A 17660-nucleotide genomic window follows, 5' to 3' on the forward strand; every position below is an offset into this window, starting at 1 on the left:
GCACTCGCAAGTACTGGTTATGGGACGCGCCTGGCGCGTCCCTGAGAGTTCCACTCCGACGGGAGCTAATCCGTGAAAGACTTACTTAAGTTTCTGAAAGCGCAAACTAAAACCGAAGAGTTTGATGCGATCAAAATTGCGCTGGCCTCGCCAGACATGATCCGTTCCTGGTCTTTCGGTGAAGTTAAAAAGCCGGAAACCATTAACTACCGTACCTTCAAGCCGGAGCGTGACGGTCTTTTCTGTGCCCGTATTTTCGGACCGGTAAAAGATTACGAATGCCTGTGCGGTAAGTACAAGCGTCTGAAACACCGTGGCGTGATCTGTGAGAAGTGTGGCGTAGAAGTCACGCAGACCAAAGTGCGTCGTGAGCGTATGGGCCACATCGAACTGGCTTCGCCGACCGCGCACATCTGGTTCCTGAAATCACTGCCATCCCGCATCGGTTTGCTGCTGGATATGCCGCTGCGTGACATCGAGCGCGTACTGTACTTCGAATCTTATGTTGTGGTCGAAGGCGGCATGACCAATCTGGAAAAACGTCAGATTCTGACCGAAGAGCAGTACCTTGACGCGCTGGAAGAGTTCGGTGACGAATTCGACGCGAAGATGGGTGCGGAAGCTATCCAGGCGCTGCTGAAAAATATGGATCTGGAGCAGGAGTGCGAGCAGCTGCGTGAAGAGCTGAACGAAACCAACTCTGAGACCAAACGTAAAAAGCTGACCAAGCGTATCAAGCTGCTGGAAGCGTTCGTGCAGTCTGGCAACAAGCCAGAGTGGATGATCCTGACCGTTCTGCCGGTACTGCCGCCAGATCTGCGTCCGCTGGTACCGCTGGACGGCGGTCGTTTCGCTACGTCGGATCTGAACGATCTGTATCGTCGCGTGATCAACCGTAACAACCGTCTGAAGCGTCTGCTGGATCTGGCTGCGCCAGATATCATCGTACGTAACGAAAAACGTATGCTGCAGGAAGCGGTCGATGCCCTGCTGGATAACGGCCGTCGCGGTCGTGCCATCACCGGCTCTAACAAACGTCCTCTGAAATCTTTGGCCGACATGATCAAAGGTAAGCAGGGTCGTTTCCGTCAGAACCTGCTGGGTAAACGTGTTGACTACTCCGGTCGTTCGGTTATCACCGTAGGTCCATACCTGCGTCTGCATCAGTGCGGTCTGCCGAAGAAAATGGCACTGGAGCTGTTCAAACCGTTCATCTACGGCAAGCTGGAACTGCGTGGCCTCGCGACCACCATTAAAGCGGCCAAGAAAATGGTTGAGCGCGAAGAAGCGGTGGTCTGGGATATCCTGGATGAAGTGATTCGCGAACACCCGGTACTGCTGAACCGTGCACCAACCCTGCACCGTCTGGGTATCCAGGCGTTTGAACCGGTTCTGATCGAAGGTAAAGCGATCCAGCTGCACCCGCTAGTGTGTGCGGCGTATAACGCCGACTTCGATGGTGACCAGATGGCTGTTCACGTACCGCTGACGCTGGAAGCCCAGCTGGAAGCGCGTGCGCTGATGATGTCTACCAACAACATTCTGTCTCCAGCGAACGGCGAGCCAATCATCGTTCCTTCACAGGACGTTGTTCTGGGTCTGTACTACATGACCCGTGACAAAGTGAACGCCAAAGGCGAAGGCATGGTGCTGACCGGCCCGAAAGAAGCTGAGCGTGTTTACCGCGCTGGCCAGGCCGAGCTGCATGCACGCGTTAAAGTGCGTATCACTGAATACAGCAAAAATGAGCAGGAAGAGCTCGTTGCGAAAACCAGCCTGATCGACACCACCATTGGTCGTGCGATCCTGTGGATGATCGTACCGAAAGGTCTGCCTTACTCCATCGTCAACCAGGCGCTGGGTAAGAAAGCGATTTCTAAGATGCTGAACACCTGTTACCGCATCCTGGGCCTGAAGCCGACCGTTATCTTTGCTGACCAGACCATGTACACCGGCTTTGCCTATGCAGCCCGTTCAGGTGCCTCAGTAGGTATCGACGACATGGTGATTCCTGCCAAGAAAGCAGAAATCATTGCAGAAGCTGAAGCGGAAGTGGCCGAGATTCAGGAGCAGTTCCAGTCTGGTCTGGTTACCGCGGGCGAACGTTACAACAAAGTCATCGATATCTGGGCTGCGGCTAACGAACGCGTATCCAAAGCGATGATGGATAACCTGCAGACCGAAACCGTGATCAACCGTCACGGCGAAGAAGAGCAGCAGGTTTCGTTCAACAGCATCTACATGATGGCCGACTCCGGTGCGCGTGGTTCTGCGGCACAGATTCGTCAGCTGGCAGGTATGCGTGGTCTGATGGCGAAGCCAGATGGCTCCATCATCGAGACGCCAATCACCGCGAACTTCCGTGAAGGTCTGAACGTACTCCAGTACTTCATCTCGACCCACGGTGCGCGTAAAGGTCTGGCCGATACCGCACTGAAAACGGCGAACTCCGGTTACCTGACCCGTCGTCTGGTTGACGTGGCGCAGGACCTGGTGGTCACCGAAGACGACTGTGGCACATTCGAAGGCATCATGATGACCCCGGTCATCGAAGGTGGCGACGTTAAAGAGCCGCTGCGTGAGCGTGTACTGGGTCGTGTGACGGCAGAAGACGTGCTGAAGCCGGGCACTGCGGACATCCTGATCCCGCGTAACACCCTGATCGATGAGCACTGGTGTGACGTGGTTGAACTGAACTCCGTGGACGCGATTAAAGTGCGTTCCGTGGTGAGCTGTGAAACCGACTTCGGTGTGTGTGCACACTGCTACGGTCGCGATCTGGCACGTGGTCACATCATCAACAAAGGTGAGGCCATCGGCGTTATCGCAGCACAGTCCATCGGTGAGCCGGGTACCCAGCTGACCATGCGTACCTTCCACATCGGTGGTGCGGCATCGCGTGCGGCAGCTGAATCCAGCATTCAGGTGAAGAACAAAGGTACTATCAAGCTGACCAACGCCAAGTCAGTAACCAACTCCTCCGGGAAGCTGGTTATCGTCTCGCGTAACGTTGAGCTGAAGATGATCGACGAGTTCGGTCGTACCAAAGAGAGCTATAAAGTGCCTTACGGTGCGGTCATGGCGAAAGGTGATGGCGAGCAGGTTGCCGCGGGCGAAACCGTTGCAAACTGGGATCCACACACCATGCCGGTTATCACCGAAGTGGGCGGTTTCATCCGCTTCACTGACATGATCGACGGTCAGACCATTACCCGTCAGACTGACGACCTCACCGGTCTGTCATCGCTGGTGGTACTGGATTCTGCAGAGCGTACTGCGGGTGGTAAAGACCTGCGTCCGGCACTGAAAATCGTTGATGCCAACGGCAACGACGTACTGATCCCGGGCACCGACATGCCGGCACAGTACTTCCTGCCAGGTAAAGCGATTGTGCAGCTGGAAGATGGCGTGAAGATCAGCTCGGGTGATACCCTGGCGCGTGTTCCGCAGGAATCTGGCGGTACCAAGGACATCACCGGTGGTCTGCCACGCGTTGCCGACCTGTTCGAAGCGCGTCGTCCGAAAGAGCCAGCTATCCTGGCGGAGATCAGCGGTATCATCTCCTTCGGTAAAGAGACCAAAGGCAAGCGTCGTCTGGTGATCACCCCGGTTGACGGTAGCGATCCGTATGAAGAGATGATTCCGAAATGGCGTCAGCTCAACGTATTCGAAGGTGAACGTGTAGAACGTGGTGACGTCGTATCCGACGGCCCAGAGTCTCCGCACGACATCCTGCGTCTGCGTGGCGTCCATGCTGTGACCCGTTACATCACTAACGAAGTGCAGGAAGTTTACCGCCTGCAGGGCGTTAAGATTAACGATAAGCACATCGAAGTCATCGTGCGTCAGATGCTGCGTAAAGCAACCATCATGAACGCGGGTAGCTCGGAGTTCCTGGAAGGCGAGCAGGCGGAAGTCTCTCGTATCAAGATCTCCAACCGCGATCTGGAAGCGAACGGCAAAATCGGCGCGACGTACATGCGTGACCTGCTGGGTATCACCAAAGCCTCGCTGGCAACCGAATCGTTCATCTCTGCGGCATCGTTCCAGGAGACCACCCGTGTCCTGACCGAAGCAGCGGTAGCAGGCAAGCGCGACGAACTGCGCGGCCTGAAAGAGAACGTTATCGTGGGTCGTCTGATCCCGGCCGGTACCGGTTATGCTTACCACCAGGATCGTATGCGTCGCCGTCAGGCGGGTGAAGCACCGGTTGCACCGCAGGTGACTGCGGATGAAGCCTCTGCCAGCCTGGCTGAGCTGCTGAACGCCGGTCTGGGCGGTAGCGACGACGAATAATCGTCTGCTCTGCTGACCATGAAAAAACCCTGCCTCGGCAGGGTTTTTTTTCGTCTGAAATCCGCGTTATTTCTGATTGATATCCTGACGCGTCAGCCCGATATCACGCAGCTGCGCATCACTCAGGTGCGAAAGAATCTCCCGCGTTTCCCGTCTGGCCTGCCAGCGTTTGATTGCGCGCACGCCGCCACGAAAGATATCGAGTAAGGTCACGCTGAACGGTTTTGCCGCCCGGTTCTGATCGAATTCCATAATCCCAGCCCTCAGTATGATGTCTGAGCAACATTTTCCCTCTGAAGGTGAATGCAATACAGATTCAAAAATCACTTATCTTTAACATACAGATTGCGCCCGTACCGATCTGAATGGTAGAAATAGGCATCATCTGTACTGATTTTTGATCACCGTTAACGCAGCGAGGCACACAATGACGCGCTATCAACATCTGGCTTGTCTGCTTTCAGACCGTATTGAGCAGGGGCTGTATCGCAGCGGCGAACGCTTGCCCTCGGTGCGTACGCTCAGCATTGAGCACGGCGTCAGCATCAGTACCGTGCAGCAGGCTTATCATCTGCTGGAAGAGAAGCAGCTTATCGTGCCGCAGCCGCGTTCCGGCTATTTTGTCGCTACCCGTAAAGCCACGCCGCCGGTGCCGGCGATGACCCGACCCGTACAGCGTCCGGTTGAGATCACCCAGTGGGAATCGGTGCTGGAGCTGCTGAGCAGCCGCATTAATGGCGACGTGCTGCAGCTGGGCAGCGGCATGCCGGACCTGACCCAGCCGACGCTCAAGCCGCTGTGGAAAATCATGGGTCGCATGGCGCAGAAGCAGGACATTGATCAGCTCAACTATGACAGCCTGCTCGGCGTGGCAGCGCTGCGTGAGCAGATTGCGCGGCTGACGATTGACAGCGGCTGTCAGCTGACGGCGGAAGAAATTGTCATCACCACCGGTTGCCATGAAGCGCTGTCGGTGTCGATTCGCGCCGTGTGCGAGCCAGGCGATATCATTGCCGTTGAGTCGCCGGCGTTTCATGGCACCATGCAGACACTGCGCGGTCTGGGCATTCGCGCCATTGAAATCCCTACCGATGCGGTCAGCGGGATCAGCCTTGAGGCGCTGGAGCTGGCGTTTGAGCAGTGGCCAATCAAAGCGGTAGTGGTGGTACCCAACTGCAATAATCCGCTCGGATTTATCATGCCGGAAACGCGTAAGCGCGCGCTGCTGACGCTGGCGCAGCGCTTTGACGCGGCGATCATTGAAGATGATGTTTACGGCGAGCTGGCGTGGGAGTATCCGCGTCCGATCACCATCAAATCGCTGGATATGGATGGCCGCGTGCTGCTGTGCAGTTCGTTTTCCAAAACCCTGGCGCCCGGCTTGCGCGTGGGCTGGGTCGCGCCGGGACGCTATCGCGATCGCGTACTGCACATGAAATATATTGGCACCGGTTCGACGGCAACGCAGCCGCAGTATGCGGTCGCGGAGTTTATTCGTCAGGGCCATTACCTGCCGCATTTGCGCCGCATGCGTCAGGTGTATCAGCGTAACTATGAGACGTTTAGTTGCTGGGTGCGCCACTATTTTCCCTGCGGCATTTGCGTCTCGCGGCCGCAGGGCAGTTTCCTGATGTGGATTGAGCTGCCGGAAGCCTTCGATGCGGTGCGGCTGAATGCGGAGCTGCGGGAGCTGAAAATCCAGGTGGCGGTCGGTTCGCTGTTTTCGGCGGCGGGTAAATATCGCAACTGTCTGCGCCTCAATTATGGTCTGCCAATGAATGAGCAAACCGAGCAGGCGATTGCCAGCCTCGGCGCAGCCGTGGAGCGTGCCATGCAGGCCTGCAGTGCGGAAACGCGCCATACTACCTCCCTGACAGAATAACGGTGGAAAGGCAGGGCCGGACAGAGAGTCGGGGAAGCCAGCCCTGGCCCGCTGCAAGCGACAGCGGGCAGGCTCACTTTAGCGATTGTCCCCGGACGCGCCAGCCCTGACTGCTGCCGTTTGCGCGCCGTATTCGCGGATTTTTACCGCCGTTGCAGTCAGTTACAACGCTTTTGCGACATGCTCTGGGGATTCTACCAGCGCCAGCAGCTGGCGGGTGGCCGCCTGCCAGTCTTCCGCCTGGGTAATCGCGCTGACCACGGCAATACTGCCGACGCCAGTCGCCAGCACCTCCGGCACGCGTGCCAGCGAAATGCCGCCAATCGCCACGGTGGGAATATGCTGCAGCCGCGCCAGATGGCGCTTCAGCTCGGCTATGCCCTGTGGCGCAGAGGGCATCTCTTTGGTTTGTGTCGGAAAGATGTGGCCGAGCGCAATATAGGACGGACGCAGCGCCAGCGCGCGATCCAGCTCGGCGTCATCGTGTGTCGACAGACCCAGGCGTAAGCCGGCGTGGCGGATAGCGTCCAGGTCGGCCACATCCAGATCCTCCTGACCGAGATGCACACCATAGGCGTTGTACTTAATCGCTAAGCGCCAGTAATCGTTGATAAACAGCCGCGCGCCGTACTGTTTGCCCAGGGCGATGGCATCGCGTACTGCGGCTTCAATCTGGCGATCATCGCCATCTTTGATGCGCAGCTGGAGGGTGCGCACGCCGGCTGCCAGCAGGCGTTCAATCCACAACACGCTGTCGACAACCGGATAGAGCCCCAGTTTTGGCGCGGTGGCAGGGAAGGATTCAGTCATCATTTTTCCTCTTTCAGGGCATCGGCGGCGTGATACAGCTCGCCGCCACGGCTACGGAAGGCGTCGGACATTTGCGCCATCCCCAGCGCTATCGGCTGGGCTTCAGCCTGCTGGCGGGCGGCAAATTCGCGCACTTCCTGGGTGATTTTCATTGAACAGAATTTGGGGCCGCACATGGAACAGAAGTGGGCCACTTTGCCGGATTCCTGCGGCAGAGTTTCGTCGTGATAGGCCCGCGCGGTATGCGGGTCGAGCGCCAGATTAAACTGATCTTCCCAGCGGAACTCAAAGCGAGCTTTCGACATGGCGTTGTCGCGGATCTGCGCGCCGGGATGGCCTTTAGCCAGATCGGCAGCGTGCGCGGCGATCTTGTAGGTAATCAGCCCCTGCTTAACATCCTCTTTATTCGGCAGGCCAAGGTGCTCTTTCGGCGTGACGTAGCACAGCATCGCGCAGCCAAACCAGCCGATCATGGCGGCGCCAATCCCGGAGGTGAAATGATCGTAGCCCGGCGCGATATCGGTCGTCAGCGGGCCCAGCATATAAAACGGCGCTTCATGGCAGTGTTCCAGCTGCTCGGTCATATTGCGGCGGATCATCTGCATCGGCACGTGACCGGGGCCTTCAATCATGACCTGCACATCATATTGCCAGGCGATTTGCGTCAGCTCGCCTAAGGTACGCAGTTCGGCAAACTGGGCTTCGTCGTTGGCGTCCTGAATCGAGCCGGGACGTAAACCATCACCGAGCGACAGCGCGACATCATAGGCGGCGCAGATTTCACAGATTTCGCGGAAATGCTGGTAGAGGAAGTTTTCCTGATGATGTGACAGGCACCACTTCGCCATGATGGAGCCGCCGCGCGACACGATGCCGGTCAGCCGTTGTGCGGTCATCGGCACATAGCGCAGCAGCACGCCCGCGTGAATGGTAAAGTAATCAACGCCTTGCTCAGCCTGTTCCAGCAGGGTATCGCGGAAAATGTCCCAGTTAAGATCTTCTGCAATACCGTTGACCTTTTCCAGCGCCTGATAGATTGGCACCGTGCCGATCGGTACCGGACTGTTGCGCAAAATCCACTCGCGCGTTTCATGGATATAGCGGCCGGTCGACAGATCCATCACGGTATCTGCCCCCCAGCGCGTGGCCCACACCAGTTTTTCCACTTCCTCTTCAATCGACGAACTTACCGCCGAGTTGCCGATGTTGGCGTTGACCTTCACCAGAAAATTGCGGCCGATAATCATCGGCTCCGATTCCGGATGATTGATGTTGGCAGGAATGATGGCGCGGCCGCTGGCCACTTCAGCGCGCACGAATTCGGCGCTGATATTCTCTGGCAGCTGCGCACCAAAGCCGTGGCCGGCGTGCTGCTGCAACAGCGTTGCACTGCGGATACGCTCACGTCCCATGTTTTCGCGCAGCGCGATGAACTCCATCTCCGGCGTGATGATGCCCTGACGTGCATAGTGCAGCTGCGTGACGCGGCGACCCGCTTTGGCCCGGCGCGGCAGCGGCAGATGTTCAAAACGCAGATGATCCAGCCCGTCATCTGCCAGCCGCTGCTGACTGTAGCTTGAGCTGAGTGCGCTGATGGTTTCGCTGTCGTTGCGTTCGGCGATCCAGCCGGCGCGCAATTTTGCCAGACCCTGATGCACATTGATGGTCGCGTGGGGATCGCCATAGGCACCGGCAGTGTCATACACCGGCACCGGTTCATTTTCTGCGTATTGCGGATGATCTTTGCTGCCGCCGGTGTGCGTCGGGCTGAGCTGAATTTCGCGCATCGGGACGCGGATATCCGCGCGGCTGCCGCTGATCCAGATACGTTTTGAGTTAGGGAAGGCGGTTCCCTGGAGCGAATCGATAAATTTTTGCGCCTGCGCGCGTTGTTCACGACGTGAGGTTTTAGCATCAGACATAGCAAGTTTCCTGAAAACAAGGGGAAGCTGCTTGTCCGGAGTCCGGAAGGAGTAACAGAAACGGTGCGGGCGCCTGACTGCACCGTGCTGATCACATCTACTCTTGTTCCCTTCGCAGGTACTAACCTGATCAGGTTCCGCGGATCCCGAATTAACGGTCTCAGCCCCTAAGGGCACTCCGACAAGTTTACGTTTTACGCGATAAGCGACTTTACTGACTGCTGCACGCTGCGCTTATATCGCAAAGTTTGATTGTGGGTTGTCGTTAAAAAGACAATAAAAAAGCCCATTCAGCATAAAAGGGCTTTTCCTGAATAACAAGTCTTTTACAACTGCAGCGGTTCAGGCCGGACGAGCAATGGTGCTGTCATTGGCCACCGGCGGGCGCGCCAGCTGGTTATCCCAGGCGAGCTGAATCAGTTTGTCTTCCAGCGTAAAGCGTGACTCCAGCGCTTCGCCCACCTCTGACAGCGCCTGCTGGAAATCCACGCAGTTGTCGTCATTAATGGCCTGCTGCAGATGGCTGTCATACAGTTGCATCAGACGTTCAGTATTGCCTTCCAGCGCCGGATAGATCTGCGCCGCCGCAATCATCGGGCTGTCGCCGGACATCTCGCTGATGATGCGCTCGTAAACGCTGAAGTGGCCGGTAGAGAGATAGTCCACCAGACGATGGCAAAACGCATCCAGCGCCTGTTCATCCAGCGCGGTCAGCGCTTCTTTGTTCGGCTTCATGCCAATTAACTCGTAATAGGTGACGAGCAGCTGTCGACGGGCGCGCAACCATGAGTCGACTAATTCATTACCGCCACCTACACGCTCGGTCAGGTTATCTAACTGGGTAAGCATACGGGGCTCCAGGTGAGTTATAGTTGTTTATTACACACTTAACATCAGGATTTCAGCGTGCCATTTGACGCTAAGGACAACGATTAAGATGCAACGTGAGATCTCAAGCGTAGACGCTGGCTGGTGGATTGTCAGCTCCGCGCAGAAACTTTGGTTGCCGCAAGGCGAGTTGCCGCATGGCTTATCCGGCGAGTTTGGCCTGACCGGCAGCAGCGGCAGAGTGATTGGCGAGTGGCAGGGCGAAAACGTCTGGCTGGTATGCGAAGCGCGTCCGGACAATATGGCCTCGGTGCGCCAGCTGATTGACGAAGATGTCGGTCTGTTTCAGCTCGCCGGGCGCGGCGTGCAGCTGGCAGAGTTCTACCGTTCGCATCGCTGGTGCGGCTATTGCGGCCATGAAATGCAGCACAGCAAGCGCGAATTTGCCTGCCTGTGCAGCCACTGCCGCGAGCGCTACTATCCGCAAATCGCCCCCTGCATCATTGTGGCGATTCGTCGCGGTGAGGAGATCCTGCTGGCAAACCATGCGCGCCATCGCAACAGCATCTACACCGTGCTGGCCGGTTTTGTTGAAGTCGGCGAAACGCTGGAGCAGGCGGTGGCCCGCGAGGTGATGGAAGAGAGCAACGTGCGGGTAAAAAATGTGCGTTACGTAACTTCGCAGCCGTGGCCGTTCCCGCACTCGCTGATGATGGCGTTCATGGCGGAGTACGATGGCGGCGAGCTGCAGCACGATGGTAAAGAGCTGCTGGATGCTGGCTGGTATCGCTACGATGATCTGCCCCTGTTGCCGCCGCCGGGCACCGTGGCGCGCCGGCTGATTGAAGATACGGTTGCGCTGTGTCGCGCCAGCGCGGCGTGAAAATGCTACACTGCCGGCCTTAGCATGAGAGAGCCCATTATGAGTGAACTGAAGAACGATCGTTATCTGCGCGCCCTGTTACGCCAGCCGGTGGATATCACCCCGGTATGGATGATGCGACAAGCCGGGCGTTACCTGCCGGAATACAAAGCCACGCGCGCTGAGGCCGGTGATTTTATGTCGCTGTGTAAGAACGCGGAGCTGGCGTGCGAAGTCACCCTGCAGCCGCTGCGCCGCTATGCGCTGGATGCCGCGATCCTCTTCAGCGATATCCTGACCATTCCGGATGCGATGGGCCTGGGGCTCTACTTTGAGACCGGCGAAGGCCCGCGTTTCTCTCACCCCATCGCCTGCCGTGCCGATGTGGATAAACTGCCGGTGCCGGATCCGGAGCAGGAGCTGGGTTACGTGATGAATGCGGTGCGCACCATCCGTCACAACCTCAAAGGCGAAGTGCCGCTGATCGGTTTCTCCGGCAGCCCGTGGACGCTGGCAACCTACATGGTAGAAGGCGGCAGCAGCAAGGCTTTCACCAAAATCAAGAAGATGATGTACGCCGAGCCGCAGACGCTGCACGCGCTGCTGGATAAGCTGGCAGAGAGCGTGATCCTTTACCTCAACGCGCAGATTAAAGCGGGTGCGCAGTCGGTGATGGTGTTTGATACCTGGGGCGGCGTGCTGACCGGGCGCGACTATCGCGAGTTCTCGCTCTATTACATGCACAAAATCGTCGACAGCGTGCTGCATGAGAACGAAGGACGACGCGTGCCCATCACCCTGTTTACCAAGGGCGGCGGCCAGTGGCTGGAAGAGATGGCGGCCACCGGCTGTGATGCGCTGGGCCTTGACTGGACCACCGATATTGGCGAAGCGCGGCGCCGCGTGGGCGATAAAGTCGCGCTGCAGGGCAACATGGATCCGTCTATGCTGTATGCACCCCCTGCACGAATTGAGCAGGAAGTGGCGGGGATTCTGGAAGGCTTTGGTGCAGGCGAAGGCCACGTCTTCAACCTCGGTCACGGGATTCATCAGGATGTTCCGCCAGAGCACGCTGGCGCGTTTGTGGAGGCGGTGCATCGGTTATCACGACCATATCATCAGGGATAAGCATGGATTTAGCCGCACTACGACAGCAACAGGTACAGCTCGCCGCCAGCGTGGTGCGGCAGGATGATTTTGACGTACTGCCGCCGCGCTTTATTGGCGGCGCCGATGTTGGTTTTGAACAGGGCGGCGAGGTAACGCGCGCCGCCCTGGTGATCCTCGAATACCCTTCATTAACGCTGGTGGAGCATCGCATCGCGCGTGTCGCGACCACCATGCCTTACATCCCCGGTTTTCTCTCGTTTCGCGAAATTCCAGCCCTGCAGGCGGCGTGGCAGCAATTGTCGCAGCGGCCCGATCTGCTGTTCGTCGATGGCCATGGCATCTCTCATCCGCGCCGGCTGGGCGTTGCCGCGCATTTCGGCTCGCTGCTGGATGTGCCGACCATCGGCGTAGCGAAAAAGCGCCTGTGCGGCCGTTTCGCTGAGCTGGATGCGGCACCGGGCAGTCGTCAGCCGCTGATGGATAAAGGCGAGCAGATTGCCTGGGTGTGGCGCAGCAAGACGCGCTGCAACCCGCTGTTTGTCTCAACCGGCCACCGCGTCAGCCTCGACAGCGCCCTGTACTGGGTTGAAGCCTGCATGGCCGGCTACCGCTTGCCGGAGCCAACGCGCTGGGCTGATGCCGTGGCATCTGGCCGTCCCGCTTTTGTGAAGTGGCAAAATGCGCGCTAACGCTGTTTGTGCGCGGCTTTTGCGGTACACTGCCGCCAGCTAATCTACCGAGAGTAAGTTTGATGTTACAGAACCCCGTCCATTTGCGTCTGGCGAAGCTGGAAAGCTGGCAGCACATGACCTTTATGGCCTGTCTGTGCGAGCGGATGTTCCCCAATTACTGGGCCTTCTGTCAGCAGACCGAGTTTGCCGATCCGCAGCTCTATCGCCGCATTCTCGACCTGGTGTGGGAAAGCCTGACGGTGAAGGATGCCAAAATCAATTTCGACAGCCAGCTGGAGAAACTGGAAGCGGCGATCCCAAACGGTGACGACTTTGACGTTTACGGCGTGCACCCGGCGATTGACGCCTGCGTGGCGCTGAGTGAACTCCTGCACGCGCAGCTGAGCGGTGAAACGCTGGAGCACGCCATCGAAGTCAGCCGCACGTCGATCACCACCGTGGCCATCCTTGAAATGACCCAGGCCGGTCGCGAAATGAGCGACGAAGAGCTGCGTGACAACCAGGCGGTAATTGACGAATGGGACCTGCAGTGGGAGATTTTTCGCCTGCTGGCAGAGTGCGAAGAACGGGACCTGGAGCTAATCAAAGGACTACGTGCAGACCTGCGTGAAGCCGGAATCAGTAACATCGGTATAAATTTTCAGCAATAAGGCGAGAAAACGTGACTTCAGGCCCGAATTACCGCGCCTGGAGGCTTCACATCAGCCCCCTGTCTGGTCTACATTTGGGGGGCTGAAAATTGTGGCTATCGGTGCGTGCAGGCTGAAGAGTGCCAGAATATGGCTTTTCCCTCGCACTCGTTGCTTAGCAAGCGATAAATACACTTTAAGGATAACTTATGAACAAGACTCAACTGATTGATGTGATCGCAGAGAAAGCGGACCTGTCTAAAACCCAGGCTAAAGCTGCGCTGGAATCTACCCTGGCTGCGATCACTGAGTCTCTGAAAGAAGGTGATGCTGTACAACTGGTTGGTTTTGGTACTTTTAAAGTGAACCACCGCGCTGAGCGTACCGGTCGCAACCCGCAGACTGGCAAAGAGATCAAAATCGCTGCAGCTAACGTGCCAGCGTTCGTCTCTGGTAAAGCACTGAAAGACGCTGTTAAGTAAGTTTTCCGCATCGCGGTTTAGCTTTAAAAGAGGGGCGATTTCGCCCCTTTTTGTTACCGGGGCCTGCTATGCTGAACATCTCTCCTCAGCGCCTCTGCGCCATCCTCCTCGGGGTATTACTCACCGGCTGCAGTGCCACTCCCGATCTTCCGGCTTTCACCGCCAGCGGCTATCTGTCTGACCGTGGCACGGTGCGAATCTGGCGTAAAAACGGCGACCACCAAGCCGTCCATCTGCGTACTGTCTACACCCCTTTCAATGGCGATAGCCGGGAAACCACCGACTATATCTGGCAGGCGGATAAACTGCTGAGCGTGGAACGGCACGTCACTGGCCAGCAGCCGGACGACGTAACCCTGCGTTTCGACCATCAGGGCAACCTCAATTTTATGCAGCGACAGCTGGCTGGCCGGCGTGAAGCCGTCAGCGCCGACAGCGTCGAGCTGTACCGGTTTGATGCGCAGCGCATGCTGGCGCAGAGCAATGCACTGCTGAGTGGCCGGGTACTGTTGCGGCAGGGGCACTGGCAGGGCGGTACGCAGGTTCGTGACTGTGAGGGGCAGCAGGTGAATGTGGCGTTCGATCGCGACACGCTGGCGACGCTGTATCGACAGCAGCAGGGGCAGCAACAGCCGATTACCCTGTCGTGGCTGGAAGCGCCAGAGGGGATTCAGCTGCTGCGTGCCACGCCGGAAGATGAGTGCCGCTGGCAGCCGAAAGAGGCTGATTTTTAGCGGCGACCAGCTGGCCGCCGCCGGGGGCTTACTTGCGGTTAATCGCGCGGTAACCGATATCATTACGGCAGAAGCTGCCGTTCCATGAGATGTGCTGCGCCAGCGCGTAGGCATTCTTCTGCGCTGCCGCCACATCTTCACCCAGCGCAGTCACGCACAGTACGCGACCGCCGCTGGTCACCACCAGATCATCTTTCAGGGTGGTGCCGGCATGGAATACCTTCCCGTCCGGTACGTCTTCCAGCGGCAGACCGTGGATCTGATCGCCCGTGTTGTAGTCGCCCGGATAACCGCCAGCGGCCAGCACCACGCCGAGTGACGGGCGCGGATCCCACTGTGACTGCTGCTGATCGAGCTTGCCGTCGACGGCGGCGAGGCACAGCGCGACCAGATCCGACTGCAGGCGCAGCATGATCGGCTGCGTTTCCGGATCGCCGAAGCGGCAGTTAAATTCGATCACCTTCGGCTGACCGGCTTTGTCGATCATCAGACCGGCATACAGGAAACCGGTGTAGGTGTTACCTTCCGCTTTCATGCCGTTGACGGTTGGCCAGATGATCTGATCCATCACGCGCTGGTGGATCTCATCGGTCACTACCGGCGCCGGTGAGTAAGCGCCCATGCCACCGGTGTTCGGGCCGGTGTCGCCGTCGCCAACACGTTTGTGATCCTGGCTGGTGGCCATCGGCAGGACGTTATCGCCGTCCACCATCACGATGAAGCTGGCTTCTTCACCATCAAGAAACTCTTCGATGACGATGCGGTGACCTGCGTCGCCAAATGCATTGCCGGCCAGCATGTCCTGTACTGCCGCTTCGGCTTCGGCCAGCGTCATGGCGACGATGACGCCTTTACCCGCGGCCAGACCGTCCGCTTTGATGACGATCGGCGCGCCTTTCTCACGCAGGTAAGCCAGCGCGGGTTCCACCTCGGTGAAGTTCTGGTATTCCGCCGTCGGGATCTGCTGGCGGGCAAGGAAATCTTTGGTGAAGGCTTTTGAGCCCTCCAGCTGCGCGGCCGCCTGCGTCGGGCCAAAGATTTTCAGGCCGGCAGCGCGAAACGCATCGACTACGCCAATCACCAGCGGCGCTTCCGGCCCGACGATGGTCAGGTCGATGTTTTCCTGCTGCGCAAACGCCAGCAGTGCCGGAATATCGGTGGCGCTGATGGCCACGTTCTGCAGGGCCGGCTCCAGCGCGGTACCGGCGTTGCCTGGCGCAACAAATACGGTTTCTGCCAGCGGCGACTGTGCTGCTTTCCACGCCAGCGCGTGTTCACGTCCACCATTACCAATCACTAAAATTTTCATCGTTACAGCTCCAGGCTATTAATGGCGGAAATGACGCATGTCGGTGAAGATCATTGCGATGCCGTGCTCGTCGGCGGCGGCAATCACTTCATCATCGCGGATGGAACCGCCCGGCTGGATCACACAGGTGATGCCCACTGCCGCCGCAGCATCAATGCCATCGCGGAACGGGAAGAAGGCGTCGGAAGCCATGGCGGAACCCTTCACCTCCAGTCCTTCGTCAGCGGCTTTGATGCCGGCAATTTTGGCAGAGTAAACGCGGCTCATCTGGCCCGCGCCAATACCGATCGTCATGTTGTCGCGTGCATACACAATGGCGTTGGATTTAACGAACTTCGCCACTTTCCAGCAGAACAGCGCGTCACGCAGTTCCTGTTCGGTCGGCTGACGTTGGCTGACAACGCGCAGCTGGCTGGCATCGACCATACCGAGATCGCGATCCTGAACCAGCAGGCCACCGTTGACGCGTTTGAAGTCGAGACCGGCCACGCGGCTCTGCCACTGACCGCACACCAGAACGCGGACGTTCTGTTTGGCTGCGGTCACGCGCAGTGCCGCTTCACTGGCCGATGGCGCAATAATGACTTCCACGAACTGACGGCTGATGATCGCCTGCGCGGTCGCTTCATCCAGCTCGCGGTTAAAGGCGATGATGCCGCCGAACGCCGAGGTCGGATCGGTTTTATAAGCGCGCTCGTAGGCGGCAAGAATTGAATCGCCTGCGGCGACGCCGCATGGGTTAGCGTGCTTGACGATAACGCAGGCTGGCTCGCTGAACTCCTTGACGCACTCCAGAGCCGCATCGGTATCGGCAATATTGTTATAGGACAGCGCTTTGCCCTGCAGCTGCTGTGCGGTGGCGACCGACGCTTCGCTGACTTGCTCTTCAATATAGAAAGCAGCGTCCTGATGGCTGTTCTCGCCGTAACGCATATCCTGCTTTTTAATAAAGTTGAGGTTCAGGGTGCGCGGGAAGCGGCCGGCCGGCGCGGTGCTTTCGCCGTGATAGGCCGGTACCAGGCTGCCAAAGTAGTTGGCAATCATGCTGTCGTAAGCGGCGGTGTGTTCGAAGGCTTTGATGGCCAGATCGAAACGGGTTTCCAGCGTCAGGGAGTTTTCGTTGGCATCGAGCTCCGCGATGATCGCGTCGTAGTCACTGCTCTTCACCACGATCGCCACGTCTTTGTGGTTCTTGGCTGCCGAGCGCACCATGGTGGGGCCGCCGATATCAATGTTTTCAACGGCATCTTCCAGGCTGCAGTCAGCTTTCGCCACGGTCTGGGCAAAGGGATAGAGGTTCACCACCACCATGTCGATAGGATTGATGGCGTGCTCGGCCATGATGGCATCATCGGTACCGCGACGGCCCAGAATGCCACCGTGCACTTTTGGGTGCAGCGTTTTGACGCGTCCATCCATCATTTCCGGGAAACCGGTGTAGTCAGAAACTTCCGTGACGGGCAGGCCGGCATCTGCCAGCAGGCGTGCGGTGCCACCTGTGGAGAGCAGCTCAACACCACGATGGGAGAGGGCCTGAGCAAATTCGAGGATACCGGCTTTGTCAGAGACACTGAGCAGAGCGCGGCGTACAGGACGACGTTGTTGCATGGTGGTTTTATCCCTTGGCTTTGTTTCGCGTAAATAAGAGCGTTACATCAGGCTTAACTTTCTCTCTCTATATATAGAAGAGAACATTTACCTCAGGTAACGCCCCAAAAGGGGCATCCTTGACGTCGCGGGGCATTGTAGCGAAAACGTTTGCGCGATGCTCGCCTAAATTTATTACCGGCTGCAGATGTGGATAACTTTGTGTGTAACCGGGTATAAGGCGGGGTTTTGCTGTGGAATGCAGCGAACGATTGTTTTTATTGAATTTAGCGGTTGCGCGTGCCGAACAACTCCCTATAATGCGCCTCCATCGACACGGCACAACGACTTACGGAATGCGGTGTAGACAGGAAGCTTCGTTAAGAACTTCCGCCGGAGAAAAACGCTGAAAAAAGTGTTTGACTCTGAAGGAGGAAAGCGTAATATACGCCACCTCGCGACAGCAGGCCGAACGCCGCGTCGCACCGCTCTTTAACAATTTATCAGACAATCTGTG

Annotated in this window: 14 protein-coding genes and 1 riboswitch; of the genes, 8 read left to right on the plus strand and 6 right to left on the minus strand. The window is 57.8% G+C overall.

What is annotated here, in order from left to right:
* Positions 1–72: 72 nt before the first annotated feature.
* Entirely contained in the window at positions 73–4296 is a 4224-nt protein-coding gene (gene rpoC / locus F3J36_RS23605) for a DNA-directed RNA polymerase subunit beta' (RefSeq protein WP_021508204.1), read from the plus strand.
* A 66-nt stretch (positions 4297–4362) separates the two neighbouring features.
* Here the strand turns inward: rpoC and F3J36_RS23610 are convergent, their stop codons facing one another.
* Positions 4363–4548 (minus strand): DUF1127 domain-containing protein, encoded by a 186-nt coding sequence (locus tag F3J36_RS23610; protein ID WP_058769981.1) that lies wholly within the window; start codon positions 4546–4548, stop codon positions 4363–4365.
* A gap of 175 nt (positions 4549–4723) precedes the next feature.
* Between F3J36_RS23610 and F3J36_RS23615 the strand changes: the two genes are divergently transcribed.
* A complete protein-coding gene (locus tag F3J36_RS23615; protein WP_166720747.1) occupies positions 4724–6178 on the plus strand; it encodes a PLP-dependent aminotransferase family protein in 1455 nt (484 codons plus the stop codon).
* Positions 6179–6340: 162 nt separating this feature from the next.
* On the opposite strand, the gene thiE is transcribed toward F3J36_RS23615, so the two are convergent.
* The 3 genes from thiE to F3J36_RS23630 all read right to left on the minus strand — a co-directional run bounded on the left by thiE (position 6341) and on the right by F3J36_RS23630 (position 9759).
* Positions 6341–6988: a thiamine phosphate synthase gene (thiE, locus tag F3J36_RS23620; RefSeq protein ID WP_166720752.1), complete on the minus strand. Its 648-nt coding sequence runs from the start codon at positions 6986–6988 to the stop codon at positions 6341–6343.
* A complete protein-coding gene (gene thiC, locus F3J36_RS23625) occupies positions 6988–8910 on the minus strand; it encodes a phosphomethylpyrimidine synthase ThiC (protein ID WP_166720749.1) in 1923 nt (640 codons plus the stop codon). Before thiC ends, thiE begins: the two co-directional genes overlap by 1 nt.
* Before the next feature lie 90 nt (positions 8911–9000).
* A riboswitch (TPP riboswitch) is annotated at positions 9001–9101 on the minus strand.
* Between the two features lie 151 nt (positions 9102–9252).
* Positions 9253–9759, minus strand: coding sequence for an Rsd/AlgQ family anti-sigma factor (locus tag F3J36_RS23630; protein ID WP_021508199.1), 507 nt, complete (start codon positions 9757–9759; stop codon positions 9253–9255).
* An 88-nt stretch (positions 9760–9847) separates the two neighbouring features.
* Here F3J36_RS23630 and nudC point away from each other — a divergent pair, with 88 nt between their 5' ends.
* The 6 genes from nudC to F3J36_RS23660 all read left to right on the plus strand — a co-directional run bounded on the left by nudC (position 9848) and on the right by F3J36_RS23660 (position 14247).
* Complete coding sequence (nudC, locus tag F3J36_RS23635; protein WP_021508198.1) at positions 9848–10621, plus strand: NAD(+) diphosphatase; 774 nt, start codon at positions 9848–9850, stop codon at positions 10619–10621.
* Between the two features lie 39 nt (positions 10622–10660).
* The gene (gene hemE, locus F3J36_RS23640) at positions 10661–11728 is read left to right on the plus strand and encodes a uroporphyrinogen decarboxylase (RefSeq protein ID WP_058769978.1); all 1068 of its coding nucleotides are present in this window, start codon (positions 10661–10663) and stop codon (positions 11726–11728) included.
* A 2-nt stretch (positions 11729–11730) separates the two neighbouring features.
* A complete protein-coding gene (gene nfi / locus F3J36_RS23645; protein WP_021508196.1) occupies positions 11731–12399 on the plus strand; it encodes a deoxyribonuclease V in 669 nt (222 codons plus the stop codon).
* Positions 12400–12461: 62 nt separating this feature from the next.
* Positions 12462–13052 carry a YjaG family protein gene (locus F3J36_RS23650; protein ID WP_058758906.1) on the plus strand — a complete coding sequence of 197 codons (591 nt, stop codon included), beginning with the start codon at positions 12462–12464 and terminating at the stop codon, positions 13050–13052.
* 188 nt (positions 13053–13240) lie between these two features.
* Complete coding sequence (gene hupA, locus F3J36_RS23655; protein WP_006121511.1) at positions 13241–13513, plus strand: nucleoid-associated protein HU-alpha; 273 nt, start codon at positions 13241–13243, stop codon at positions 13511–13513.
* A gap of 68 nt (positions 13514–13581) precedes the next feature.
* Positions 13582–14247 carry a DUF1481 domain-containing protein gene (locus tag F3J36_RS23660; RefSeq protein ID WP_166720751.1) on the plus strand — a complete coding sequence of 222 codons (666 nt, stop codon included), beginning with the start codon at positions 13582–13584 and terminating at the stop codon, positions 14245–14247.
* A 28-nt stretch (positions 14248–14275) separates the two neighbouring features.
* Here the strand turns inward: F3J36_RS23660 and purD are convergent, their stop codons facing one another.
* Together purD and purH are read right to left on the minus strand one after the other, a co-directional pair.
* Positions 14276–15556: a phosphoribosylamine--glycine ligase gene (purD, locus tag F3J36_RS23665; RefSeq protein WP_021508193.1), complete on the minus strand. Its 1281-nt coding sequence runs from the start codon at positions 15554–15556 to the stop codon at positions 14276–14278.
* A gap of 18 nt (positions 15557–15574) precedes the next feature.
* Positions 15575–17164 (minus strand): bifunctional phosphoribosylaminoimidazolecarboxamide formyltransferase/IMP cyclohydrolase, encoded by a 1590-nt coding sequence (gene purH, locus F3J36_RS23670; protein ID WP_021508192.1) that lies wholly within the window; start codon positions 17162–17164, stop codon positions 15575–15577.
* Positions 17165–17660: the final 496 nt, after the last annotated feature.

The organism is Pantoea sp. Cy-640 (assembly GCF_011752635.1).
In the GTDB taxonomy this organism is placed as follows: Bacteria; Pseudomonadota; Gammaproteobacteria; order Enterobacterales; family Enterobacteriaceae; genus Pantoea; species Pantoea dispersa.

Excerpts from the sequence above, each read along its gene's own strand:
- hupA (WP_006121511.1), top strand. The coding sequence starts at position 13,241 with ATGAACAAGACTCAACTGATTGATGTGATCGCAGAGAAAGCGGACCTG.
- purH (WP_021508192.1), bottom strand. The coding sequence starts at position 17,164 with ATGCAACAACGTCGTCCTGTACGCCGCGCTCTGCTCAGTGTCTCTGAC.
- F3J36_RS23615 (WP_166720747.1), top strand. The coding sequence starts at position 4,724 with ATGACGCGCTATCAACATCTGGCTTGTCTGCTTTCAGACCGTATTGAG.
- F3J36_RS23610 (WP_058769981.1), bottom strand. The coding sequence starts at position 4,548 with ATGGAATTCGATCAGAACCGGGCGGCAAAACCGTTCAGCGTGACCTTA.
- F3J36_RS23650 (WP_058758906.1), top strand. The coding sequence starts at position 12,462 with ATGTTACAGAACCCCGTCCATTTGCGTCTGGCGAAGCTGGAAAGCTGG.
- thiE (WP_166720752.1), bottom strand. The coding sequence starts at position 6,988 with ATGACTGAATCCTTCCCTGCCACCGCGCCAAAACTGGGGCTCTATCCG.
- F3J36_RS23660 (WP_166720751.1), top strand. The coding sequence starts at position 13,582 with ATGCTGAACATCTCTCCTCAGCGCCTCTGCGCCATCCTCCTCGGGGTA.
- thiC (WP_166720749.1), bottom strand. The coding sequence starts at position 8,910 with ATGTCTGATGCTAAAACCTCACGTCGTGAACAACGCGCGCAGGCGCAA.
- hemE (WP_058769978.1), top strand. The coding sequence starts at position 10,661 with ATGAGTGAACTGAAGAACGATCGTTATCTGCGCGCCCTGTTACGCCAG.
- F3J36_RS23630 (WP_021508199.1), bottom strand. The coding sequence starts at position 9,759 with ATGCTTACCCAGTTAGATAACCTGACCGAGCGTGTAGGTGGCGGTAAT.
- nfi (WP_021508196.1), top strand. The coding sequence starts at position 11,731 with ATGGATTTAGCCGCACTACGACAGCAACAGGTACAGCTCGCCGCCAGC.
- nudC (WP_021508198.1), top strand. The coding sequence starts at position 9,848 with ATGCAACGTGAGATCTCAAGCGTAGACGCTGGCTGGTGGATTGTCAGC.
- purD (WP_021508193.1), bottom strand. The coding sequence starts at position 15,556 with ATGAAAATTTTAGTGATTGGTAATGGTGGACGTGAACACGCGCTGGCG.